This is a genomic window from Aquimarina sp. Aq107 (assembly GCF_943733665.1).
Classification (GTDB): domain Bacteria; phylum Bacteroidota; class Bacteroidia; order Flavobacteriales; family Flavobacteriaceae; genus Aquimarina.
Genome location: NZ_OX030782.1, coordinates 5,268,761 through 5,285,691 on the forward strand (window position 1 = coordinate 5,268,761; position 16,931 = coordinate 5,285,691).

Consider the following 16,931-nt stretch of genomic DNA (forward strand, 5'->3'; position numbering starts at 1 on the left):
ATGTAAATTTATTTTTAAAAAATGAATTTTGAATTCTGTCTATAAACTTCGAAAAGGAAATGTTTTTTTTTAGTTTTATTGAGATGTGTATAATAAAAAAACGCCCAGAATTTCTGAGCGTTTCACATTAATTATATTGGCAAATTTTAATTATTGTTCGTAATTAACAACAACGTCACTTTTATTGGACCAAGTTGTTACAGATGCGATGTTATTATCTGAATAATTTACTTCTGATAGTTTTTCACCTTTCCAAAAGAACCATTTTCCAGTTTTCACTCCATTATTATATTGTCCCATAGCGATTTTCTTTCCAGATACATCGTATGATTTCCATTCTCCGTGTAACTTTCCTTCTTTATTGTAAAATCCTTGTTGACGGATTTCACCATTGTCATAAAAGTAAGTTCCTTTTATAGAGTTTCCTTCTTTTTCGAAAGTAGGTTTCGCATCTTGAGCCATCATCACTCCAGAAAAAAGGATCGCAAGTGTTAATAATAAATTCTTCATAATATATTTTTTAATTGGGGATTCTTAATGATTACATTACAAATGTAACACTAATTTTACTTTTAAGCAACATTTGCGTAACATTAAGTTAACATTAAAAATATAATTAATTGAAAATGAGAATTTTATAATTTAAACATTGTTGTTTTTGTTAATATTCGAAGTTGTAAATTAAGAAAAATGAGTAGTTCAATTAAGTTATATGCATTGGGGATATATAAAGTTAAACTTCGATAGGGCCAATTTTTTAAAGTGTTGATTTCTTTAAAAATTTCTCAAAACTAGTATATAATAAGGCCTGAAAAAACATTGCATTAAAACTGATTAAAGTTTTTAATAAGAAGGGGTTTTTTAAAAGTTGATTTGTATAAATGATCTTCGTCTTGAGATGATTATGATTTTAATCATAATCGGGACGCGCATCATTTTTAGAATAGAGAAAAAAGATAACATTTCAATAACATACGACTAGATTATTAGTAACATTTTTGTGGTTTATAAGATTGTAAGAAAAATATGAACGACATTTATATTTTAATGATTGTTGCGCTAGCTATTTTAGCTATCGCTGATTTAGTGGTTGGGGTTAGTAACGATGCGGTTAATTTTTTAAATTCTGCGATAGGATCTAAGGCGATTTCTTTTAGAACTATTATGATTGTTGCTAGTATAGGAATAGCTGCAGGAGCAATATTTTCCAGTGGATTAATGGAGGTTGCTCGTAAAGGTATTTTTGTTCCTGGCGAGTTTTATTTTGATGAGATCATGATCATTTTTATGGCGGTTATGATTACCGATATTTTGCTATTGGATTTTTTCAATACTTTAGGTATGCCAACATCAACAACGGTTTCTATAGTTTTTGAATTGTTGGGAGCAGCGGTTTGTGTCGCTTTGATTAAGATTGCTGCGGATGCAGATCTTTCTTTTGGAGATTTAGGAAATTATATAAATACTAAAAAAGCAGGTGAAATTATTGCGGGGATTTTACTCTCTGTAGTGGTTGCATTCTCTATAGGAGCAATTGTTCAATACGTGTCCCGATTATTATTGTCTTTTAATTTTGCTAAAAAAGCAAAGTGGGTAGGAGCATTGTTTGGAGGAATTGCATTAACAGCAATACTTTATTTTATTTTTATTAAGGGTATTAAAGGAACCAATTACGCTAAATTAGTAGTTGATACATTTTCTAATGACACTAATTTGGGATTTTTAGAATGGGCTAACTTGTATTTTGAAAGTTCTTATGAAACAATTAAAGAATTGGCAGCTGCTAAGAAAGATCTGTTTAAGATTGATGCAGAGGCAGGTACAATTTCTACTACTTTAAGAGGTTTTTTAGAATCTAATGTTTTGTCTATAGTAGTTGCTGGATTCGGATTATTATCCTTGATCTCTTATGTGTTTATGAGCTTTTTAAAAGTAAATATATATAAGTTGATTATAATAGTAGGAACTTTTGCGTTAGCGCTTGCTTTTGCGGGTAATGACTTGGTTAATTTTATAGGTGTTCCTATCGCTGCTTGGGAAGGGTATCAAATGTGGAGTTCCTCTGGAGTGCCAGCTACTGAGTTTTTGATGTCTTCATTAAGCGGTAAAGCAGAAACACCAACCCTACTTTTATTAGGAGCAGGACTTATTATGGTTTTAACACTTTGGTTTTCTTCTAAAGCAAAAAATGTTGTGAAGACCTCGATTGATTTATCGCGTCAAGGAGAAGGAGATGAGAAATTTAGTCCTAATTTTCTTTCAAGAGGTGTAGTAAGAGGAACGGTTTTTATTTCTGAAGTTATATCATCAATTACACCTGCTTCATTTAAGAAGTTTTCGGATAAACAGTTTGAACAAGTTGCAGCTCCTGTAGTTGCTAGAAAAGAAGATCTTCCGGCATTTGATATGGTAAGAGCTGCTGTTAATCTTATGGTCGCAGGAGTGCTGATTTCTATAGCAACTTCTATGAAACTACCGCTGTCCACAACCTATGTGACATTTATGGTAGCAATGGGTACCTCATTAGCAGATAGAGCTTGGGGAACTGAAAGTGCCGTGTATCGTGTAGCAGGAGTATTAAATGTAATTGGAGGTTGGTTTTTTACAGCAATCAGTGCATTTTTGGCAGCTGCTTTAATAGCATTTTTGATCAACTTTAATCAGCCGATAATGACGGGTGTTTTATTGTTGGTAGCAATTATACTGTTAGTAAGAAATACTATTAGATATCGTAATAAAACTAGAGCAGATAAAGCAGAAGATAGTCTTAAGAAATCAGAGAGTAGTTCTATCCAAGGAGTGATTGAAGAAAGTGCTGGTAATATTAAATCTTTTGTAAATAGAGGGAATAAAATTTATAGTAGTACCGTAGATAGTTTGGCAAAATATGATCTTGCATCTCTTAAAAAGAGTAGAAAAGGAATTGCTAAATTAGAAACTGAGGTCGAAGAATTAAGAGATAGTATTTTCTATTTTATTAAAAACCTTGATGAATCAAGTGTAGGAGCTAGTAGCTTTTATATTTCGATTCTAGGACATTTAGAGGACATTACTCAGTCTTTAGATTATATTTCTAAAAACAGTCATAAGCATGTGAATAATAATCACAAAAAACTACGATTTAACCAAATCAAGGATCTTAAAGAAATCGAGGATCAATTACAAGAGTTTTTTGTTAGTATCAAGAATATTTTCGATAGTAGAGAATTTAATGGTCTGAATAGTATTATTGAAGAAAAACAAGGATTGTTTACATTAGTAAATGATAAAATTAACAAACAAGTAGAACGAACAAGAACAGAAGAAAGTAGTCCTAAAAATACAACGCTCTATTTTGGACTTCTTATGGAGACGAAAGATCTTATAACGGCTACTATGAATTTGCTAACTACTTATAGAGATCATCAAGATTAATTATTGAATCAATTTTATTAAGTTAACTTAATGTTATGCTTATGAAATTTTTACGTTAGTTTATTGTTTCCTGGATGAATGTTTATCAATACTTCATTTTAACCTTAGTATATTTACGATAGTGAAGTAATTCAATAAGAAAATGAATAAAAAAGATATTACAATTTTACTAGTAGATGATGAGCCGGATATTTTAGAAATAGTTGGCTATAATTTAACTGCCGAAGGCTATAACGTCTTAACGGCAGAAAATGGTAATGAAGCTGTTAAAATTGCTAAGAAGAAAAAACCGCATTTGATCATCCTAGATGTGATGATGCCAGAAATGGATGGTATTGAGGCTTGCGAGCAGATTCGTAAAATACCAGATTTACAAAATACAATTATTACTTTTCTAACAGCTCGTGGAGAAGATTATTCTCAAGTAGCAGGATTTGATGCTGGAGCAGATGATTATATAACAAAACCTATTAGACCAAAAGTATTGGTTAGTAAGGTAAAAGCTTTGCTACGTAGATTAAAAGAAGATGACTCTAATGATAATGTTGTTAAGATAGGTAATCTTGTTATTAATAGAGATGAGTATAAAATTGTAAAAGACAAAAAAGAAATAATATTACCAAGAAAAGAGTTTGAATTACTATCTTTATTAGCCTCTAAACCAGGTAAAGTCTTTAAAAGAGAAGATATACTTGATAAAGTTTGGGGTAATGAGGTAATTGTAGGCGGACGTACTATTGATGTTCATATCCGAAAATTGAGAGAAAAATTAGGAGATGAAAGTTTTAAAACAATAAAAGGAGTCGGCTATAAGTTTGTAGTATAATGGCAGAAAATTTTAAGAGATCGTACAGGTTTGCATATCTGTCATCTTTGTACATAACGTTATTATTAACGCTCTTAGTGAGCGTTTTTTTATATACCCAAAATCAATTTAATCTACTATTTATAGTGGGTTTTATTTTGCTGTGTTATGGGATATGTTTTCTTATTATACAATATCGTGTTCAGAAATTTATTTATCGAAGGGTACGAAAGATATACGATGATATTGAAATGTTGGATATGGATACTTTAGGCGAAAGTCCAGTTACGACAGATATGAAAACGTTAATTAAGGAAGTCGAAAAATTTGCTCAAAAACGAAAAACGGAAATAGAAACCCTAAAGGTTAGAGAAGATTATCGTAAAGAGTTTATGGGTAATGTTTCTCATGAGCTTAAAACACCATTATTTACAGTGCAAGGATATATTCTAACACTGATTGATGGAGCGATGAATGATCCTGCAATTCTAGATAAATATTTAAATCGTGCTAATAAAGGAGTAGAACGACTTATCTATATCGTCAAAGATTTGGATATGATCACCAAATTAGAAGTGGGAGATTTAAATCTTAACTATACTAATTTTGACATTATAGAATTAGTACAAAGTGTTTTTGATCTATTCGAAATGAAAGCGTCAAAAAAGAACATTGCTTTGACTTTTGATATGAATTATCAAGATCCAGTAATTGTTCATGGAGATAAGGAAAGAATCCAACAGGTACTATCCAATCTGATTGTTAATTCTATTAAGTATGGAAAAGAAGATGGTACAACAGAAGTAAGTATAGAAAATCTAATTAAAAATAAAGTAATCGTTAGAGTAACCGATAATGGCGAAGGTATTGCCCAAGCCCATATACCAAGATTATTCGAACGTTTTTATCGAGTAGATAAAAGTGGTTCCCGTAAAGAAGGAGGTTCTGGACTCGGCCTGGCTATTGTAAAACATATTATCGAAGCACATCATGAACGCATTTATGTAGAAAGTGATTATCGCATAGGAAGTGAATTTTCATTTACTTTGGAAAAAGTGAAAAAGTTCCCTGTAGTCGATGTCGGTGCTAAAACTACTTAACCCTTTATAAGCATTTAAATCATACAATTTCTTTAGTGTAAACTCATTCTGTTTGCAACTGGGAACTAGCTTATTGTTAGTAAGTCGTTCTGCCAGGTATTCTTGTTCAAATTGACCAGGAGTAGGTATAAAAAAGGCTTTTTTCTTTAATTTGGCAAGATCCATTACAGTCGTATATCCTGATCTAGAAATTATGATATTACTGCTGTTAATAGTGTTTTCTAAGGCTATTCCAGTAAGGTAATTATGTATGGTGATATTGTTTTTTACATAGGTCTCCTGATTTTCTTCAATAATTCCTCTAACAAAAACTATTTTTTTATCACTGCGTTCAAATTCCTGAAACAGTTTTTCTTCTAGCATGGTTCGTTGTGGTTCCGGCCCAGATAATAATACCATAATATCATATTTCTTTGGCAAGTTTTGATAGTTAAACCTGCTTAAAGGGCCTAGGTAAGTAACAGGGATGTTACTGTGTTTTGGATGACCTAGTTCTCCACTTAAACTTGGATCATCCGCCATATCAGGAACCCAACAAACATCAAATTTCTTAATGTATTTATTATGGATTTTTGTACTAATAGAAGTTGTTTTCCCACTTAGAACCGTAAGCTGATGGGTAATAAATACAGATGGTAAGCTTTTATATCTAACCCCCATTCTATTATCGGATATAATACCATAAAAATCATCAGATTCTACAATACGTTTAGTCGCTTTTTTTTCGGCTGTAATTGCGTGTGCAATTTTCGGGCTATTAAGCAACATCTTTAGTTTAAAATTACTAGCTTTTTTAGAATATTCTATATTATAGGAAGGAATTTCTTCTGTTCTTAATTCTGGAAATTCTTTTCTTAATAAAGCTAGTGCTGCTCCATCAGAGGCTATAACAGGTTCGAAACCTTCGTGAATTAAGGCATGAATTATCGGAATACAGCGGGTTGCATGACCTAAACCCCAATTAAGGGGTGCTACAAGTACTTTTTTACTCAAAATCTAAGGTTTTGTAAGTTAATCATTCAAAAATTGCTAGTGCTATTTTAAAATTAATAGTATTCTTCTAAGTATATATTTCCTTAATTTTACCAAAAAATTATGTTTAGGTTAGTGCAATAATCTTTTCATAATATTAAAGATGTATAAAAAGAGTGAAATCAACAATACAATAGCGTAATGGATGTATTGTATATGTTTTTAAGTAGTTAGGATTGATTCTTTTTAATGAAGAAAAAGAAATCAAGACTTATATGTAACATAAAACAAGTTAAATAGTCAAATACATATAGAAGAAGATAAACACGTGGGAAGTAAGAATAAATTAAAGCGGTTTAATGAGAATAGGAGTTTTCAGAATGTAGTAGAGCCTACAAGAGAAGAAGTACTTAGTAATTCTCTGGGATTTAAAGGGAAATGGAGAGAGAATTTTTTTAAAAATGAAAATCCTATTATATTAGAACTAGGATGTGGTAAAGGAGAGTATACTGTTGGATTAGCTGAAAAATATCCTGACAAAAATTTTATTGGAATAGATATTAAAGGTGCTCGGTTTTGGAGAGGAGCTAAAACAGCTATTGAGAAAGAGATGAACAATGTTGCTTTTATTCGTACTCAGATAGAGTTGGTGGATCACATTTTTGATACAGGAGAAATTGATGAGATTTGGATAACTTTCCCTGATCCGCAGATTAAATATAAGCGTACAAAACATCGTATGACCAACCACGACTTTTTACAACGCTATAAAAAGATTCTTAAAGCAGATGGAATAATGCATCTTAAAACAGATAGTGAATTTATGCATGGATATACGCTAGGATTATTACACGGAGAAGGTCATGAAGTGTTGTATGCTAATCATAATGTATATCATCAAGAAGGATCTCCAGAAGCAGTAACTTCCATTCAAACTTTTTATGAAAAACAATATTTGGAAGAAAATAAACCTATAACTTACATCCAGTTTAAAATTACCTAATTGCGTCATCGATTTGGAAACTACTAAACTCTTTCTCGTTACTTTTTTTGCATCCTTGGTAGGAGTTATTCCTCCAGGATTAATTAACATGACTGTGGCCAAGACATGCTTAGAAAGAGGTAAGAAAAATGGTGTCTTAGTCGCTATAGGTGCTTCTGCGGTGGTTTTTATACAAGCTTTACTAGCTATTTTACTCGCAAAATATATATTTTTTAATCCTTATGTAAAAAATATGTTGCTCAGAACAGGTGCGGTAATATTTTTCTTAATGGCTGTTTATTTTTTTGTAAAAGCAAAACAAAGAAGAACTAAGATTAAAGTATATAAACATGCAGGTTCGCGTAGTCTTTTTAAAGGAATGATGATGTCTCTTGTAAATGTGTTACCGATACCCTATTTCTGTACTATAGCAGCAGCAATGAGCGTTAGTGGAAAGATACAATATGATGCATTGAGAATCGTAGCCTTTGGGATTGCTGCGGGAACAGGAACTTTTGTAACCTTATATTTCTATGTGCTTTCTTTTCTTAAAATAGAAAAGAAGACGGCTTCTATAACAAAGTATTCTAATTATTTTATGGGAATACTAATGTTGGTTTTGGTTATGCTAACTTTAGCTAGAATAATATATACTTGGGATGAAGGATACTAATGATAATTTTTTTGATAGAGTTTACGAAGTGGCAAAACTGATTCCTTATGGAAGAGTAACTTCCTATGGTGCTATTGCAAAATATCTTGGAGCAGCAAGAAGCGCGAGAATGGTGGGTTGGGCTATGAATGCTTCTGGTAAACAAGAAGATGTGCCTGCCCATAGGGTAGTAAATAGAAAAGGAATTTTAACTGGAAAACATCATTTTGATGGAACGAACTTAATGCAACAGTTACTAGAAAATGAAGATGTTGAAGTAATTGATAATCAAATACAGAATTTTGAAAAGTTATTTTGGGATCCCATGGAAGAATTATAGATTTCTTACTACTTCTTATTTCTTAAATAAAAACTCCTAAACCAACAGAAAACGTAGAAAAACCAATACCACCAATTCGTAGGTATTCATATCCTCCATTAAATTTAAATTGGTTGATATGATAGTTAAGCAATGCATTGAACTTATCCGAAGAACGTGTGTTAATTAAAGATTGGTTATAATTTAGTTCTATACTTAGTGGTTTTGCAAAAAAGTATTCTGCTCCGATAGCATAGGTAAACCCTAACTCCTCTACATCTCCAGCAATATAAGTGGCACCCATACCCCAATAGGCATTAAATTTTTCTGTACGAACTCTATAATATTTTGCTAGAAATGTAAATGTAGCAAGAGAATTATTTCCAAAAAAAGTATTGTTCTCCCATAATTGCAGGTAATCCGCTTCAATACTAACTCTCTTTAAAAATCTAAAATCCGCATTGATATGATTGCCATATAATTCATTGTTTTCGGCTATAAATCGATTGGTTAGGGTAACTCTAGAAAGGTTGGTGTCTCCATCCCAATTATATGCATAGTTTCCCCTATTAGAACTATGATAAGGATATTTAGTGATAAATGCATTACTAGCAAGATGCTCTTTTTCTGTAGGACTTTCAATTAAACCATAATAGGTTGCGTATAACCCCATTTCTATAAAAACCATAGCTAATCCAATCCAAAGAGAATTATCTTCATAAGAAGAACTGGATGATGATCTAGATCTAGAAGATGATGAGTAATAGTTGCTACTTTTATTCAATCCTTTTTCTGCTTTTTCTAGTTTTCCTTGACCAAAGGAATAGGATGAAATGATGATGCATAATAATGAGAAAAGAAGTGTTCGTTTCATAAGTAATGATTGATTTAATCTAGAAATTCTAGTTTATCACAAACCATACCATTAAAGCATATAAGCATATTGTTACTGATGATATAGTCATAGGAGATTTCAATATTTATAGGTTTTAGAATCTTAACTTTTAGACCTATCTTTGCCTTCAGAATCATTCTATATTGATTCGTTTTTAGAAAAAGGAAAAATACACATGAAGTTAGAAAAATCAGAGATATTAAAAGCTTTGGAAACGATTACAGTTGCTGGAGAGGGAAAGAATATGGTGGAGAGCGGTGCCGTTAAAAATGTTATCACTTTTGGAGATGAAGTAATCGTTGATTTAGAATTATCTACTCCTGCATTGCACATTAAGAAAAGAGCAGAAGTTGATATTATGAAAGCTATTCATGAAAAGGTATATGAAAAAGCTAAAATAAAAGTAAATATTAAAGTAGAAGCACCCGCTCCTAAACAATCAGAAAAAAATGTAATCAAAGGAAAAGCAATTCCTGGTATTAAAAATATTATTGCAGTCGCTTCTGGTAAAGGAGGTGTTGGTAAATCTACTGTGACTTCTAATTTGGCAGTAACCTTATCAAAAATGGGATTTAGCGTTGGGCTATTAGATGCAGATATCTATGGACCATCTGCTCCGATTATGTTCGATGTAGAAAGAGAGAGACCATTATCAGTAAAGGTTGGTGATAAATCCAAAATGAAGCCTGTAGAGAATTACGGAGTAAAAATATTATCGATAGGATTTTTTACGCAACCCAATCAAGCCGTTGTTTGGAGAGGTCCAATGGCAGCAAAAGCATTAAATCAGATGATTTTTGATGCCGCTTGGGGAGAATTAGATTTTCTGTTGCTGGATTTACCTCCAGGAACAGGTGATATTCACTTATCGATTATGCAATCTTTACCGATTACAGGAGCAGTAGTAGTTAGTACACCTCAGAATGTAGCACTTGCCGATGCTAGAAAAGGAGTAGCAATGTTTCAACAAGAAAGTATTAGTGTACCTGTATTAGGTATTATAGAAAATATGGCATATTTTACTCCAGAAGAGCTTCCTAACAATAAATATTATATCTTTGGTAAAGAAGGAGCTAAACATCTTGCAGAAGATATTGAGGTTCCGTTTTTAGGAGAAATACCCTTAGTACAAAGTATACGTGAGGCAGGAGATGTAGGTCGACCTGCAGCATTGCAAACAGCAACTCCTATAGAAAAGGCTTTCGAAGAATTAACAAGAAATGTTGTTCAGGAAGTTGTGGATAGAAATGAAAACCTTCCACCAACAGAGGCGATAAAAATAACAACAATGGCAGGGTGTTCTGCAGTAAAAAAATAGAAAATGACATCTGAAGAATTAAAGATTAATGTAGAGAAAGCACTAGATGAAATTCGTCCTTTTTTAGAAAGTGATGGAGGTAATATTTCATTAGTAGGTATTGAAGATGATAAAAGAGTCAAAGTTCAGTTGGAAGGAGCTTGTGTTGGTTGTAGTGTAAATCAAATGACTTTAAAATCAGGAGTTGAGATGACTATCAAAAAATATGCTCCTCAAATCGAAGAGGTTGTAAACATCGAATAAAGATAGATGTAATAAATCTTATAAGTAATATGCTCAAGAAAACTACTTTTCTTGAGCATATGCTTTTTAGTTTCAATTCTAAAAACCTAAAGAGGGATAGTAATGAAAAAATTAGTTTATCTACAGATTATTAGTTTTGGATTAATTTTTTTAATTACAAGTTGTAGATCAAAAACTACAGAACGTATAGATATAACAAATACGTTATTAAGAAATGACACACATTTAGTAGTAGAAAAAACTAATAAAAACACAACTCATAGAGGTATTATAACAAATTCTAATTACGGCACTACTCATAGCTATAGTTATAAACTTACAGTTAATAATGGAGATGTCAATTGGAATGGAGGCACAGCAGAGCCCAAACATCTTCTTTTTTGTAAAGATTCTACATATATCCATTATCTAAAAGAAAAATATATCACTATAAAATCGAAAGATTCAGCTGGTAATATAGTAGAAAAAGACGGTTATTATGAGGTTCAAGATGTGTTTGAAGTTCATGTAGATAAGCGTTATTTTTTCAAATTCTTTGGAGATGAATATTGGATAGAAATACCATTTGAAAGCTATAATCTTAAAAAAGGATCGTGCACAGAATACACAGTCCCAAATGACAATGAACTAACAATACCTAATACCTCAATAGACTAATGATTATCTTTTTTTAGTCCCAAAAGTGGTTGCAACAAAGGAATCTTCAATATCAGGAAATGATAGATTACCCAACTTCCTAAAAAAGTCCCTACTACCATTACAATAAATTTTGGGAGTATATTCCATTCTAAATTCATTAAATAATACCCAATTATAATCGTGATTGTTTGATGCAGAATATAAAAAGGATATACTGCTCTATTGCAATAAGATAGAATTCCACTCTTTCTATTTAAATACTTTGCAGCATAACCAAATAACACTAATATCCAAGACCATAAATTAGTTACTTTAACCAACGCTTCAGTAAAGTGAATAAGAAAACTGTCTTTTCCTTGTATCCATATAAAAAGCTGAATGGAAAAGGCAATAATACCAATAACTAGTGCTTTAGATTTTATATTCTCGATCGATTGCCAGAATTCTTTACCAATAGCTATTAATATAAAACCAAATAAAAACAAGGTCATAGAGTTAATAAAATTGAACCAATCATCAATTAAGGCATGCGTAATATCAAAGAAAGGTTCTATTAAAGATTCTATTAGATATAATGGTATAATAAATAGATATAATCCATAGGGTTTTTGAATTTGTTGTCGTATCCAATTAATGAATCGTGATGGATTTCTCTTAATTCTTATAAATAAAGGAGAAAGAATAATGGAGAATATTAATAAGTATGGTAAAAACCAAAGATGATGCCAGCTGATATTTCCTTCTGGATAAACTCCAATAAAAGCTTCTGTTGCTAGATAAGAAAAATAAGATCCAGTAAATTGATTTGTAACCAATCTTTCGAAATAAATCTGAGGAGGTACTATTACCAGCATACCAAATATCAATGGAATACCAAGTCGTAAGCATCGCTCTAAGTTGAACTTTGATAAACTTCGTTTAGATAATGCGTAATAAGTTCCCATGCCTGATATGACAAATAGTATAGGTAAACGCCATTGATTTAAAAATAGCATTGGCCAACGCATTCCTTCAGAAATTTCATTGTTTTTAATATGCCATCCCCAAGGAACAAAAAACATCCCTACGTGATAAAAAATGAGTAAACCAAATACAATAACCCGTAACCAATCTAGGTCGTAACGACGAATATTTTTGTCCATATCTTTTGAAAAATTTGTTTTTCCAAAAGTGAAATATTTCTTTTCGAATTGGATTGAAAATTAATCGAATTATGTGCAGAATTGTAATTTTAGACATTTTATTCTACGGTCAAGTAGCTTTTTTTAGTGTAACAAATGCTTTAGGAGACATAGCTACATGTTTTCTGAAAGAATTGTAGAACGTTGATTTTGAGTTAAATCCAACAGAATTCCCTATAGCTTCTATAGTTAAGTGACTGTAATTAGGGTCTGTTAAACGTAATTTGGATGTTTCAATTCGGTACTGATTAATAAAATCATTAAAATTAAGTCCAGTAGATGTATTGATGACTTGGGATATATAATTAGAACTTGAATTTAGCTCTTCTGAAAGTTTTTTTAATGAAGCGGAACTTTGTAGGTAAAATTTATCCTTTTCTATAAATTCTTTGATTTCCTCTATCGAGATCTTTTGATCTTTAAAACTAGAAGTTTCGTATTTTTCAGCAATCCATGTGTTTTCAAAAAACCTAGATTCGGACACCATAATTAAGGCAATTATAATAACCGTAAAATTTACAAAAACCGTTATGTAGTGATCTCCCGAATCATCTTCATAATTCAAATAAATTGAAAAAATTATAATAAAAACGATCAGAAATGAAATAACTAGATTACGAGTAAAGGAGTATTTATTATGAATCGTTTTTCGACTAAGACTTGTGTTTTGTCTTCGTAAATAGAAGTAAAGGATTCTAAATGATAACAAGATGTATATGGTAAAGCTTGCAAGAATTAGCCATCTAAACTCATCTTTGATCAAAAGGTAACTATAGTCTATATTGTTGGGGACGGACGCTGTTTTTAATTTTGGGAAATATGCGTTGAGATAGGCATTGAGTTTAATCGAATCAGATTGAAGATAGTATTGCAGCTGAGAAATACCATACAAAATAGCAGGAATTAGATGCAATCCACTATGTTTTAATGCGATCCTTTTTCGCTTTAATAAGGTATAAACAAATAGATATATGCTTGGCCCTAGAATAAGTACTAGAGGCTCACTAGAATCATTAAACCCAATGGTATATTTCATTAAACCGGTATAACATAAAAAGTTATCCAGTGTAATAGTGCCTTGTATAATAAGGAATAGTGCAAGAAACCGAAATGCGATGTTTTTTTTATAGCTTCGTAAAAGAATTACAAAACTCAACAGGAAACCTATAGTGATTCCTAAAAACATGATATAGGAAAAAACGTCGTGCCGAATTGGAATCTGATCGAGTATTTCGTTTAAATCCTGCATTATTAACTATGTTATTCTGTAATAAAATCAGTTAATTTTTGAGGTCCTTCCAGTGGAACTCTAATTATTTTTAGAGAGCCATCTTCTGTAGTAGCAATTTGCCATTTTATCAAGGTGATACAACCGTTTTCTATTTCGATTCCAGTAATTGATCTTGGATGTACACAACTACCATCATTAAATAGGGCTAATTCGCCCGCTTCAGGAAAACGAGGACGATGCGTATGACCAATAATAGTAAACTGATTTTTTTGATTAGCAATCCATTTCTTGATTCTTCGCTCTACCTTGATAGTTTCTTTATAATTTTTGGCAGGACTTGTAGGGTCTGCTATTCCTACCACTTGTAGAGGCTTCCATAAAAAACGAACCAAAAATCTATTAATTCTCCAACCTACATAATTCATGAAATCTGCTTGATGTCCGTGTAATAAAAAAATCTCTTGATTGGATGTTGTGTGTTTTAATATAATAGCTTCTTGGAATATTATATCCGGAAAAAGTGGTGTTTCTTTATTTGTTTTTCGATCAAAATAAGAGCTTAAATATTTTTTTACATATTTTGGATCTCGATATACCATATCATGATTTCCCCAAATCATTTCTAATCTATTTTCAAAAAAGAATTTCTGCAATAACTCATAGACATTTTTATGAGCTCTAAGAATGATTTCGAAATTAAGATTTTCCCATAGTTCATCTCCATCTCCTAATTCGCAGTAGGTATATCCTTCATTATAATAGTGTTTTAGTGCATGAAAATAGATGTTTCTATTATTAGCAAAGTCATCTGCAAAACTATTGTCTCCTCGATGACAATCGCTAAATAAGATGAACTTAGAACTGTCATCAAAAGAAATAATTTTTGCATTTTTATAAGCACGATCCAGACGGGATTGGGATGACATATACAGTACTTTTTGTATAAATATACAATACTATATGTTTTTATGGGATACTATTTAATAAATATTAAGGATGACTAAGTACTTGTTTTTTCTTTAAATGAAAATTACTTAGAATCATTAAAAAAGCAACTATATATAACCACCACGTTTGACTGTAGTTGAGGTAATAGGTAAGAAGTAAAATAGATAGCCCAAAAGTGTATAGAAGAATATTAATCCAAGATTTGTTTTTGTAATGTCTCCACATTAAGATTATACTTCCTGATAAAAATATAGTAAGAATAACATACTTCCATTTAGAATTATAGTCCAATTTACCGAGTCCAATAAAACTAAAGAAAGAAGCATAAGCTGCCCAACAGAAAGCGCATTTTGGAAATAAAAAAAACACAACAGCAGATAGAATATTCAAAACATTAATTTTCTTGGTATGTTTACCAACCTGCTTTGTAGAAACTTCTGTATTACAAGAACAAGAGTTTTGTTTAGAATAGTACATTTGCTGCTGCGTTTTTAAAGTTAAACTTGATTTTGGGCAAAAAGGGTATTTAATTTATTAGAATAAAGTCTTATGTTTTTTGATATAATTTAACTTCACTATATATTAGATTAGTTGGATAGTTTTTTAGGTTTTCCTTCTTCCCATTTCGCTTTGCCTAGTAGCCAACTAAAATCACCACTTAATTGATCTCCCGATGTTAATTTTCCATTTTTGTATTCATAGATTCCGGCACTAGAATGACAACCCATACAACTTTCTGTACCAAAAATGGTAATGTCACTAGCAGGATTTCCCTCCATTAGGTTAGAGGCTGATTGGTTTCCTGACTGAAAAAAAGTTTCCATAGTAATATTAGTCAGCAAAGCCAGATTCGGATTGCCACCAGGTTTATTGACTACAGAATTTGGGACCTTGTATCCACTTTCTGTATGATTTCCTGGGAGTACATTTTGATCTGTTGGATATTGAGTGTCAATTAACTGATAATATTGCCAAACACTCTTTTGTTGTTTAAAATAAGCTTGCATTTTTTCATTTACTCGAGTTACTCGCATAGGAATATCTACCATACGTTTAGCTTGAGTTTTCATAACATCGCTATTAGCAAAATACTTACTAGTTTTATTATTCGAAATAGTCCAAAAATCACCGTGTATTCCTTTGTTATGTGTATAGGTTGTACCACCATTTGTCACGTCGATATTTACAGGACAAATCTCACAGTTAGGATCTGTAAGAGAAGGAGGGATTACAGTTGTTTTTCCATCTTTTTCGATGATATTTTGATCTAAATTATCAATATGTTCAAAAGTAGACCATACCCATTGCTTTCCAGTTGGAGTTTTTTGACTAATATGAAAACCGATCATACCCAAATCCTTTTTGACTAAAGAAGAACCATCTGGGCCAATAATATATCCTTCTTCCTGATAGTATCGATCTTTATGATCGCTATCGGTAAGGATTTTCCATGCAAATTTAATTTCTATAGCACCAAGTTGTTTCCCGTCATAATTACCTTTAGGAAAATCTGCGATTACTCCATTTTCAGAAAATTTGGTTTGTCCATTAATATTATAGAGCTTATTTGTAATAATATAATCAAACTCTTCCTTATTCATTAATACTTCATATACCACTACATTCCCATTTTGATCAAAAAGTTTTCCTGCAAAAGCCTGGTCTACTTCATCAGCGATATCGAAATTTTTTGGGGTTGTTGGTGTCCTAGAAGAAAGTACTACTCTAGCGTTTGTATTAGTAAGAACATCATTAGATAATCCTAATCCTGAAGCAGTTCTTGGACTCCCCCAAGGTGCAGGTGTTTTGCCGTCTGCGCGGTATACCTGAAAAGCTTCTTTCCATCCTAACCAAGTTGGTTCCCCTTTGTCTGTAAATTTTGGTGTTGGAGCTCCCTTGTCATTTCTAGGCCACATAATTGCTATAAAAGCTTGCCAACTGTATTCATTAAATTTTTCGTTAAGCTTAAATAGTTGGTTTTTGTCTTTAAGCTTTTTTTGAACTATTGGATTTACATCTACAGGGATATCAGCAGAAAATTTTACTGGAGGAGGTATTTTTTTGTAATCATCATTATTTATGGTTATTTCTGCTGTATCATTATTTTCTTCCACAGTTACTTTATCGTTACAGGAAAATAATATAAATGAAATACATAAAATAGCTATGACTCGATTTGTATTCGATTTAAAAAGTTGTAATGCATGTTTCATAATATGAAGGTTTAAGGTT

General features: G+C 31.6%; 17 protein-coding genes. 9 read left to right on the forward strand and 8 right to left on the reverse strand.

What is annotated here, in order from left to right; all coding sequences use genetic code 11:
• Positions 1-150: 150 nt before the first annotated feature.
• Positions 151-510: a toxin-antitoxin system YwqK family antitoxin gene (locus NMK29_RS22790; protein WP_108804905.1), complete on the reverse strand. Its 360-nt coding sequence runs from the start codon at positions 508-510 to the stop codon at positions 151-153.
• A 516-nt stretch (positions 511-1,026) separates the two neighbouring features.
• On the opposite strand from NMK29_RS22790, the gene NMK29_RS22795 reads away from it, so the two are divergent.
• The 3 genes from NMK29_RS22795 to NMK29_RS22805 all read left to right on the forward strand — a co-directional run bounded on the left by NMK29_RS22795 (position 1,027) and on the right by NMK29_RS22805 (position 5,319).
• Complete coding sequence (locus tag NMK29_RS22795; RefSeq protein WP_108804906.1) at positions 1,027-3,414, forward strand: inorganic phosphate transporter; 2,388 nt, start codon at positions 1,027-1,029, stop codon at positions 3,412-3,414.
• Positions 3,415-3,556: 142 nt separating this feature from the next.
• On the forward strand, positions 3,557-4,240 hold the full coding sequence (locus tag NMK29_RS22800; RefSeq protein WP_027394875.1) for a response regulator transcription factor: 684 nt from the start codon (positions 3,557-3,559) through the stop codon (positions 4,238-4,240).
• A complete protein-coding gene (locus NMK29_RS22805) occupies positions 4,240-5,319 on the forward strand; it encodes a cell wall metabolism sensor histidine kinase WalK (protein WP_108804907.1) in 1,080 nt (359 codons plus the stop codon). The genes NMK29_RS22800 and NMK29_RS22805 overlap by 1 nt, the downstream gene beginning before the upstream one ends.
• Here NMK29_RS22805 and NMK29_RS22810 read toward each other — a convergent pair.
• Complete coding sequence (locus NMK29_RS22810; RefSeq protein ID WP_108804908.1) at positions 5,257-6,312, reverse strand: glycosyltransferase; 1,056 nt, start codon at positions 6,310-6,312, stop codon at positions 5,257-5,259. The genes NMK29_RS22805 and NMK29_RS22810 overlap by 63 nt on opposite strands.
• A gap of 307 nt (positions 6,313-6,619) precedes the next feature.
• Here NMK29_RS22810 and trmB point away from each other — a divergent pair, with 307 nt between their 5' ends.
• The 3 genes from trmB to NMK29_RS22825 are packed head-to-tail and all read left to right on the forward strand — an operon-like array spanning position 6,620 to position 8,265.
• Complete coding sequence (trmB, locus tag NMK29_RS22815; RefSeq protein WP_108804909.1) at positions 6,620-7,294, forward strand: tRNA (guanosine(46)-N7)-methyltransferase TrmB; 675 nt, start codon at positions 6,620-6,622, stop codon at positions 7,292-7,294.
• Between the two features lie 13 nt (positions 7,295-7,307).
• On the forward strand, positions 7,308-7,946 hold the full coding sequence (locus NMK29_RS22820; RefSeq protein ID WP_108804910.1) for a LysE family translocator: 639 nt from the start codon (positions 7,308-7,310) through the stop codon (positions 7,944-7,946).
• Positions 7,933-8,265, forward strand: a complete 333-nt coding sequence (locus NMK29_RS22825; RefSeq protein ID WP_108804911.1) for an MGMT family protein — start codon at positions 7,933-7,935, stop codon at positions 8,263-8,265. The genes NMK29_RS22820 and NMK29_RS22825 overlap by 14 nt, the downstream gene beginning before the upstream one ends.
• 22 nt (positions 8,266-8,287) lie before the next feature.
• Here NMK29_RS22825 and NMK29_RS22830 read toward each other — a convergent pair whose 3' ends face one another.
• The gene (locus NMK29_RS22830) at positions 8,288-9,118 is read right to left on the reverse strand and encodes a hypothetical protein (RefSeq protein WP_108804912.1); all 831 of its coding nucleotides are present in this window, start codon (positions 9,116-9,118) and stop codon (positions 8,288-8,290) included.
• A gap of 196 nt (positions 9,119-9,314) precedes the next feature.
• On the opposite strand from NMK29_RS22830, the gene NMK29_RS22835 reads away from it, so the two are divergent.
• The 3 genes from NMK29_RS22835 (at position 9,315) to NMK29_RS22845 (ending at position 11,357) form a co-directional block, all read left to right on the forward strand.
• A complete protein-coding gene (locus NMK29_RS22835) occupies positions 9,315-10,457 on the forward strand; it encodes an Mrp/NBP35 family ATP-binding protein (RefSeq protein ID WP_108805473.1) in 1,143 nt (380 codons plus the stop codon).
• Between the two features lie 3 nt (positions 10,458-10,460).
• Positions 10,461-10,700 (forward strand): NifU family protein, encoded by a 240-nt coding sequence (locus tag NMK29_RS22840; RefSeq protein ID WP_027394883.1) that lies wholly within the window; start codon positions 10,461-10,463, stop codon positions 10,698-10,700.
• 102 nt (positions 10,701-10,802) lie between these two features.
• The gene (locus NMK29_RS22845) at positions 10,803-11,357 is read left to right on the forward strand and encodes a hypothetical protein (protein ID WP_108804913.1); all 555 of its coding nucleotides are present in this window, start codon (positions 10,803-10,805) and stop codon (positions 11,355-11,357) included.
• Here the strand turns inward: NMK29_RS22845 and NMK29_RS22850 are convergent.
• From NMK29_RS22850 to NMK29_RS22870, 5 genes are all read right to left on the reverse strand, one after another.
• Positions 11,354-12,481: an acyltransferase family protein gene (locus NMK29_RS22850; RefSeq protein ID WP_199915065.1), complete on the reverse strand. Its 1,128-nt coding sequence runs from the start codon at positions 12,479-12,481 to the stop codon at positions 11,354-11,356. The two genes, NMK29_RS22845 and NMK29_RS22850, sit on opposite strands and share 4 nt — an antisense overlap.
• Positions 12,482-12,590: 109 nt before the next feature.
• Positions 12,591-13,769 carry an AraC family transcriptional regulator gene (locus NMK29_RS22855; protein WP_108804914.1) on the reverse strand — a complete coding sequence of 393 codons (1,179 nt, stop codon included), beginning with the start codon at positions 13,767-13,769 and terminating at the stop codon, positions 12,591-12,593.
• An 11-nt stretch (positions 13,770-13,780) separates the two neighbouring features.
• Positions 13,781-14,677 carry a metallophosphoesterase family protein gene (locus NMK29_RS22860; RefSeq protein ID WP_108804915.1) on the reverse strand — a complete coding sequence of 299 codons (897 nt, stop codon included), beginning with the start codon at positions 14,675-14,677 and terminating at the stop codon, positions 13,781-13,783.
• A gap of 64 nt (positions 14,678-14,741) precedes the next feature.
• The gene (locus NMK29_RS22865) at positions 14,742-15,176 is read right to left on the reverse strand and encodes a hypothetical protein (protein WP_027394888.1); all 435 of its coding nucleotides are present in this window, start codon (positions 15,174-15,176) and stop codon (positions 14,742-14,744) included.
• A gap of 110 nt (positions 15,177-15,286) precedes the next feature.
• On the reverse strand, positions 15,287-16,912 hold the full coding sequence (locus NMK29_RS22870) for a hypothetical protein (protein ID WP_108804916.1): 1,626 nt from the start codon (positions 16,910-16,912) through the stop codon (positions 15,287-15,289).
• Positions 16,913-16,931 lie beyond the last annotated feature (19 nt).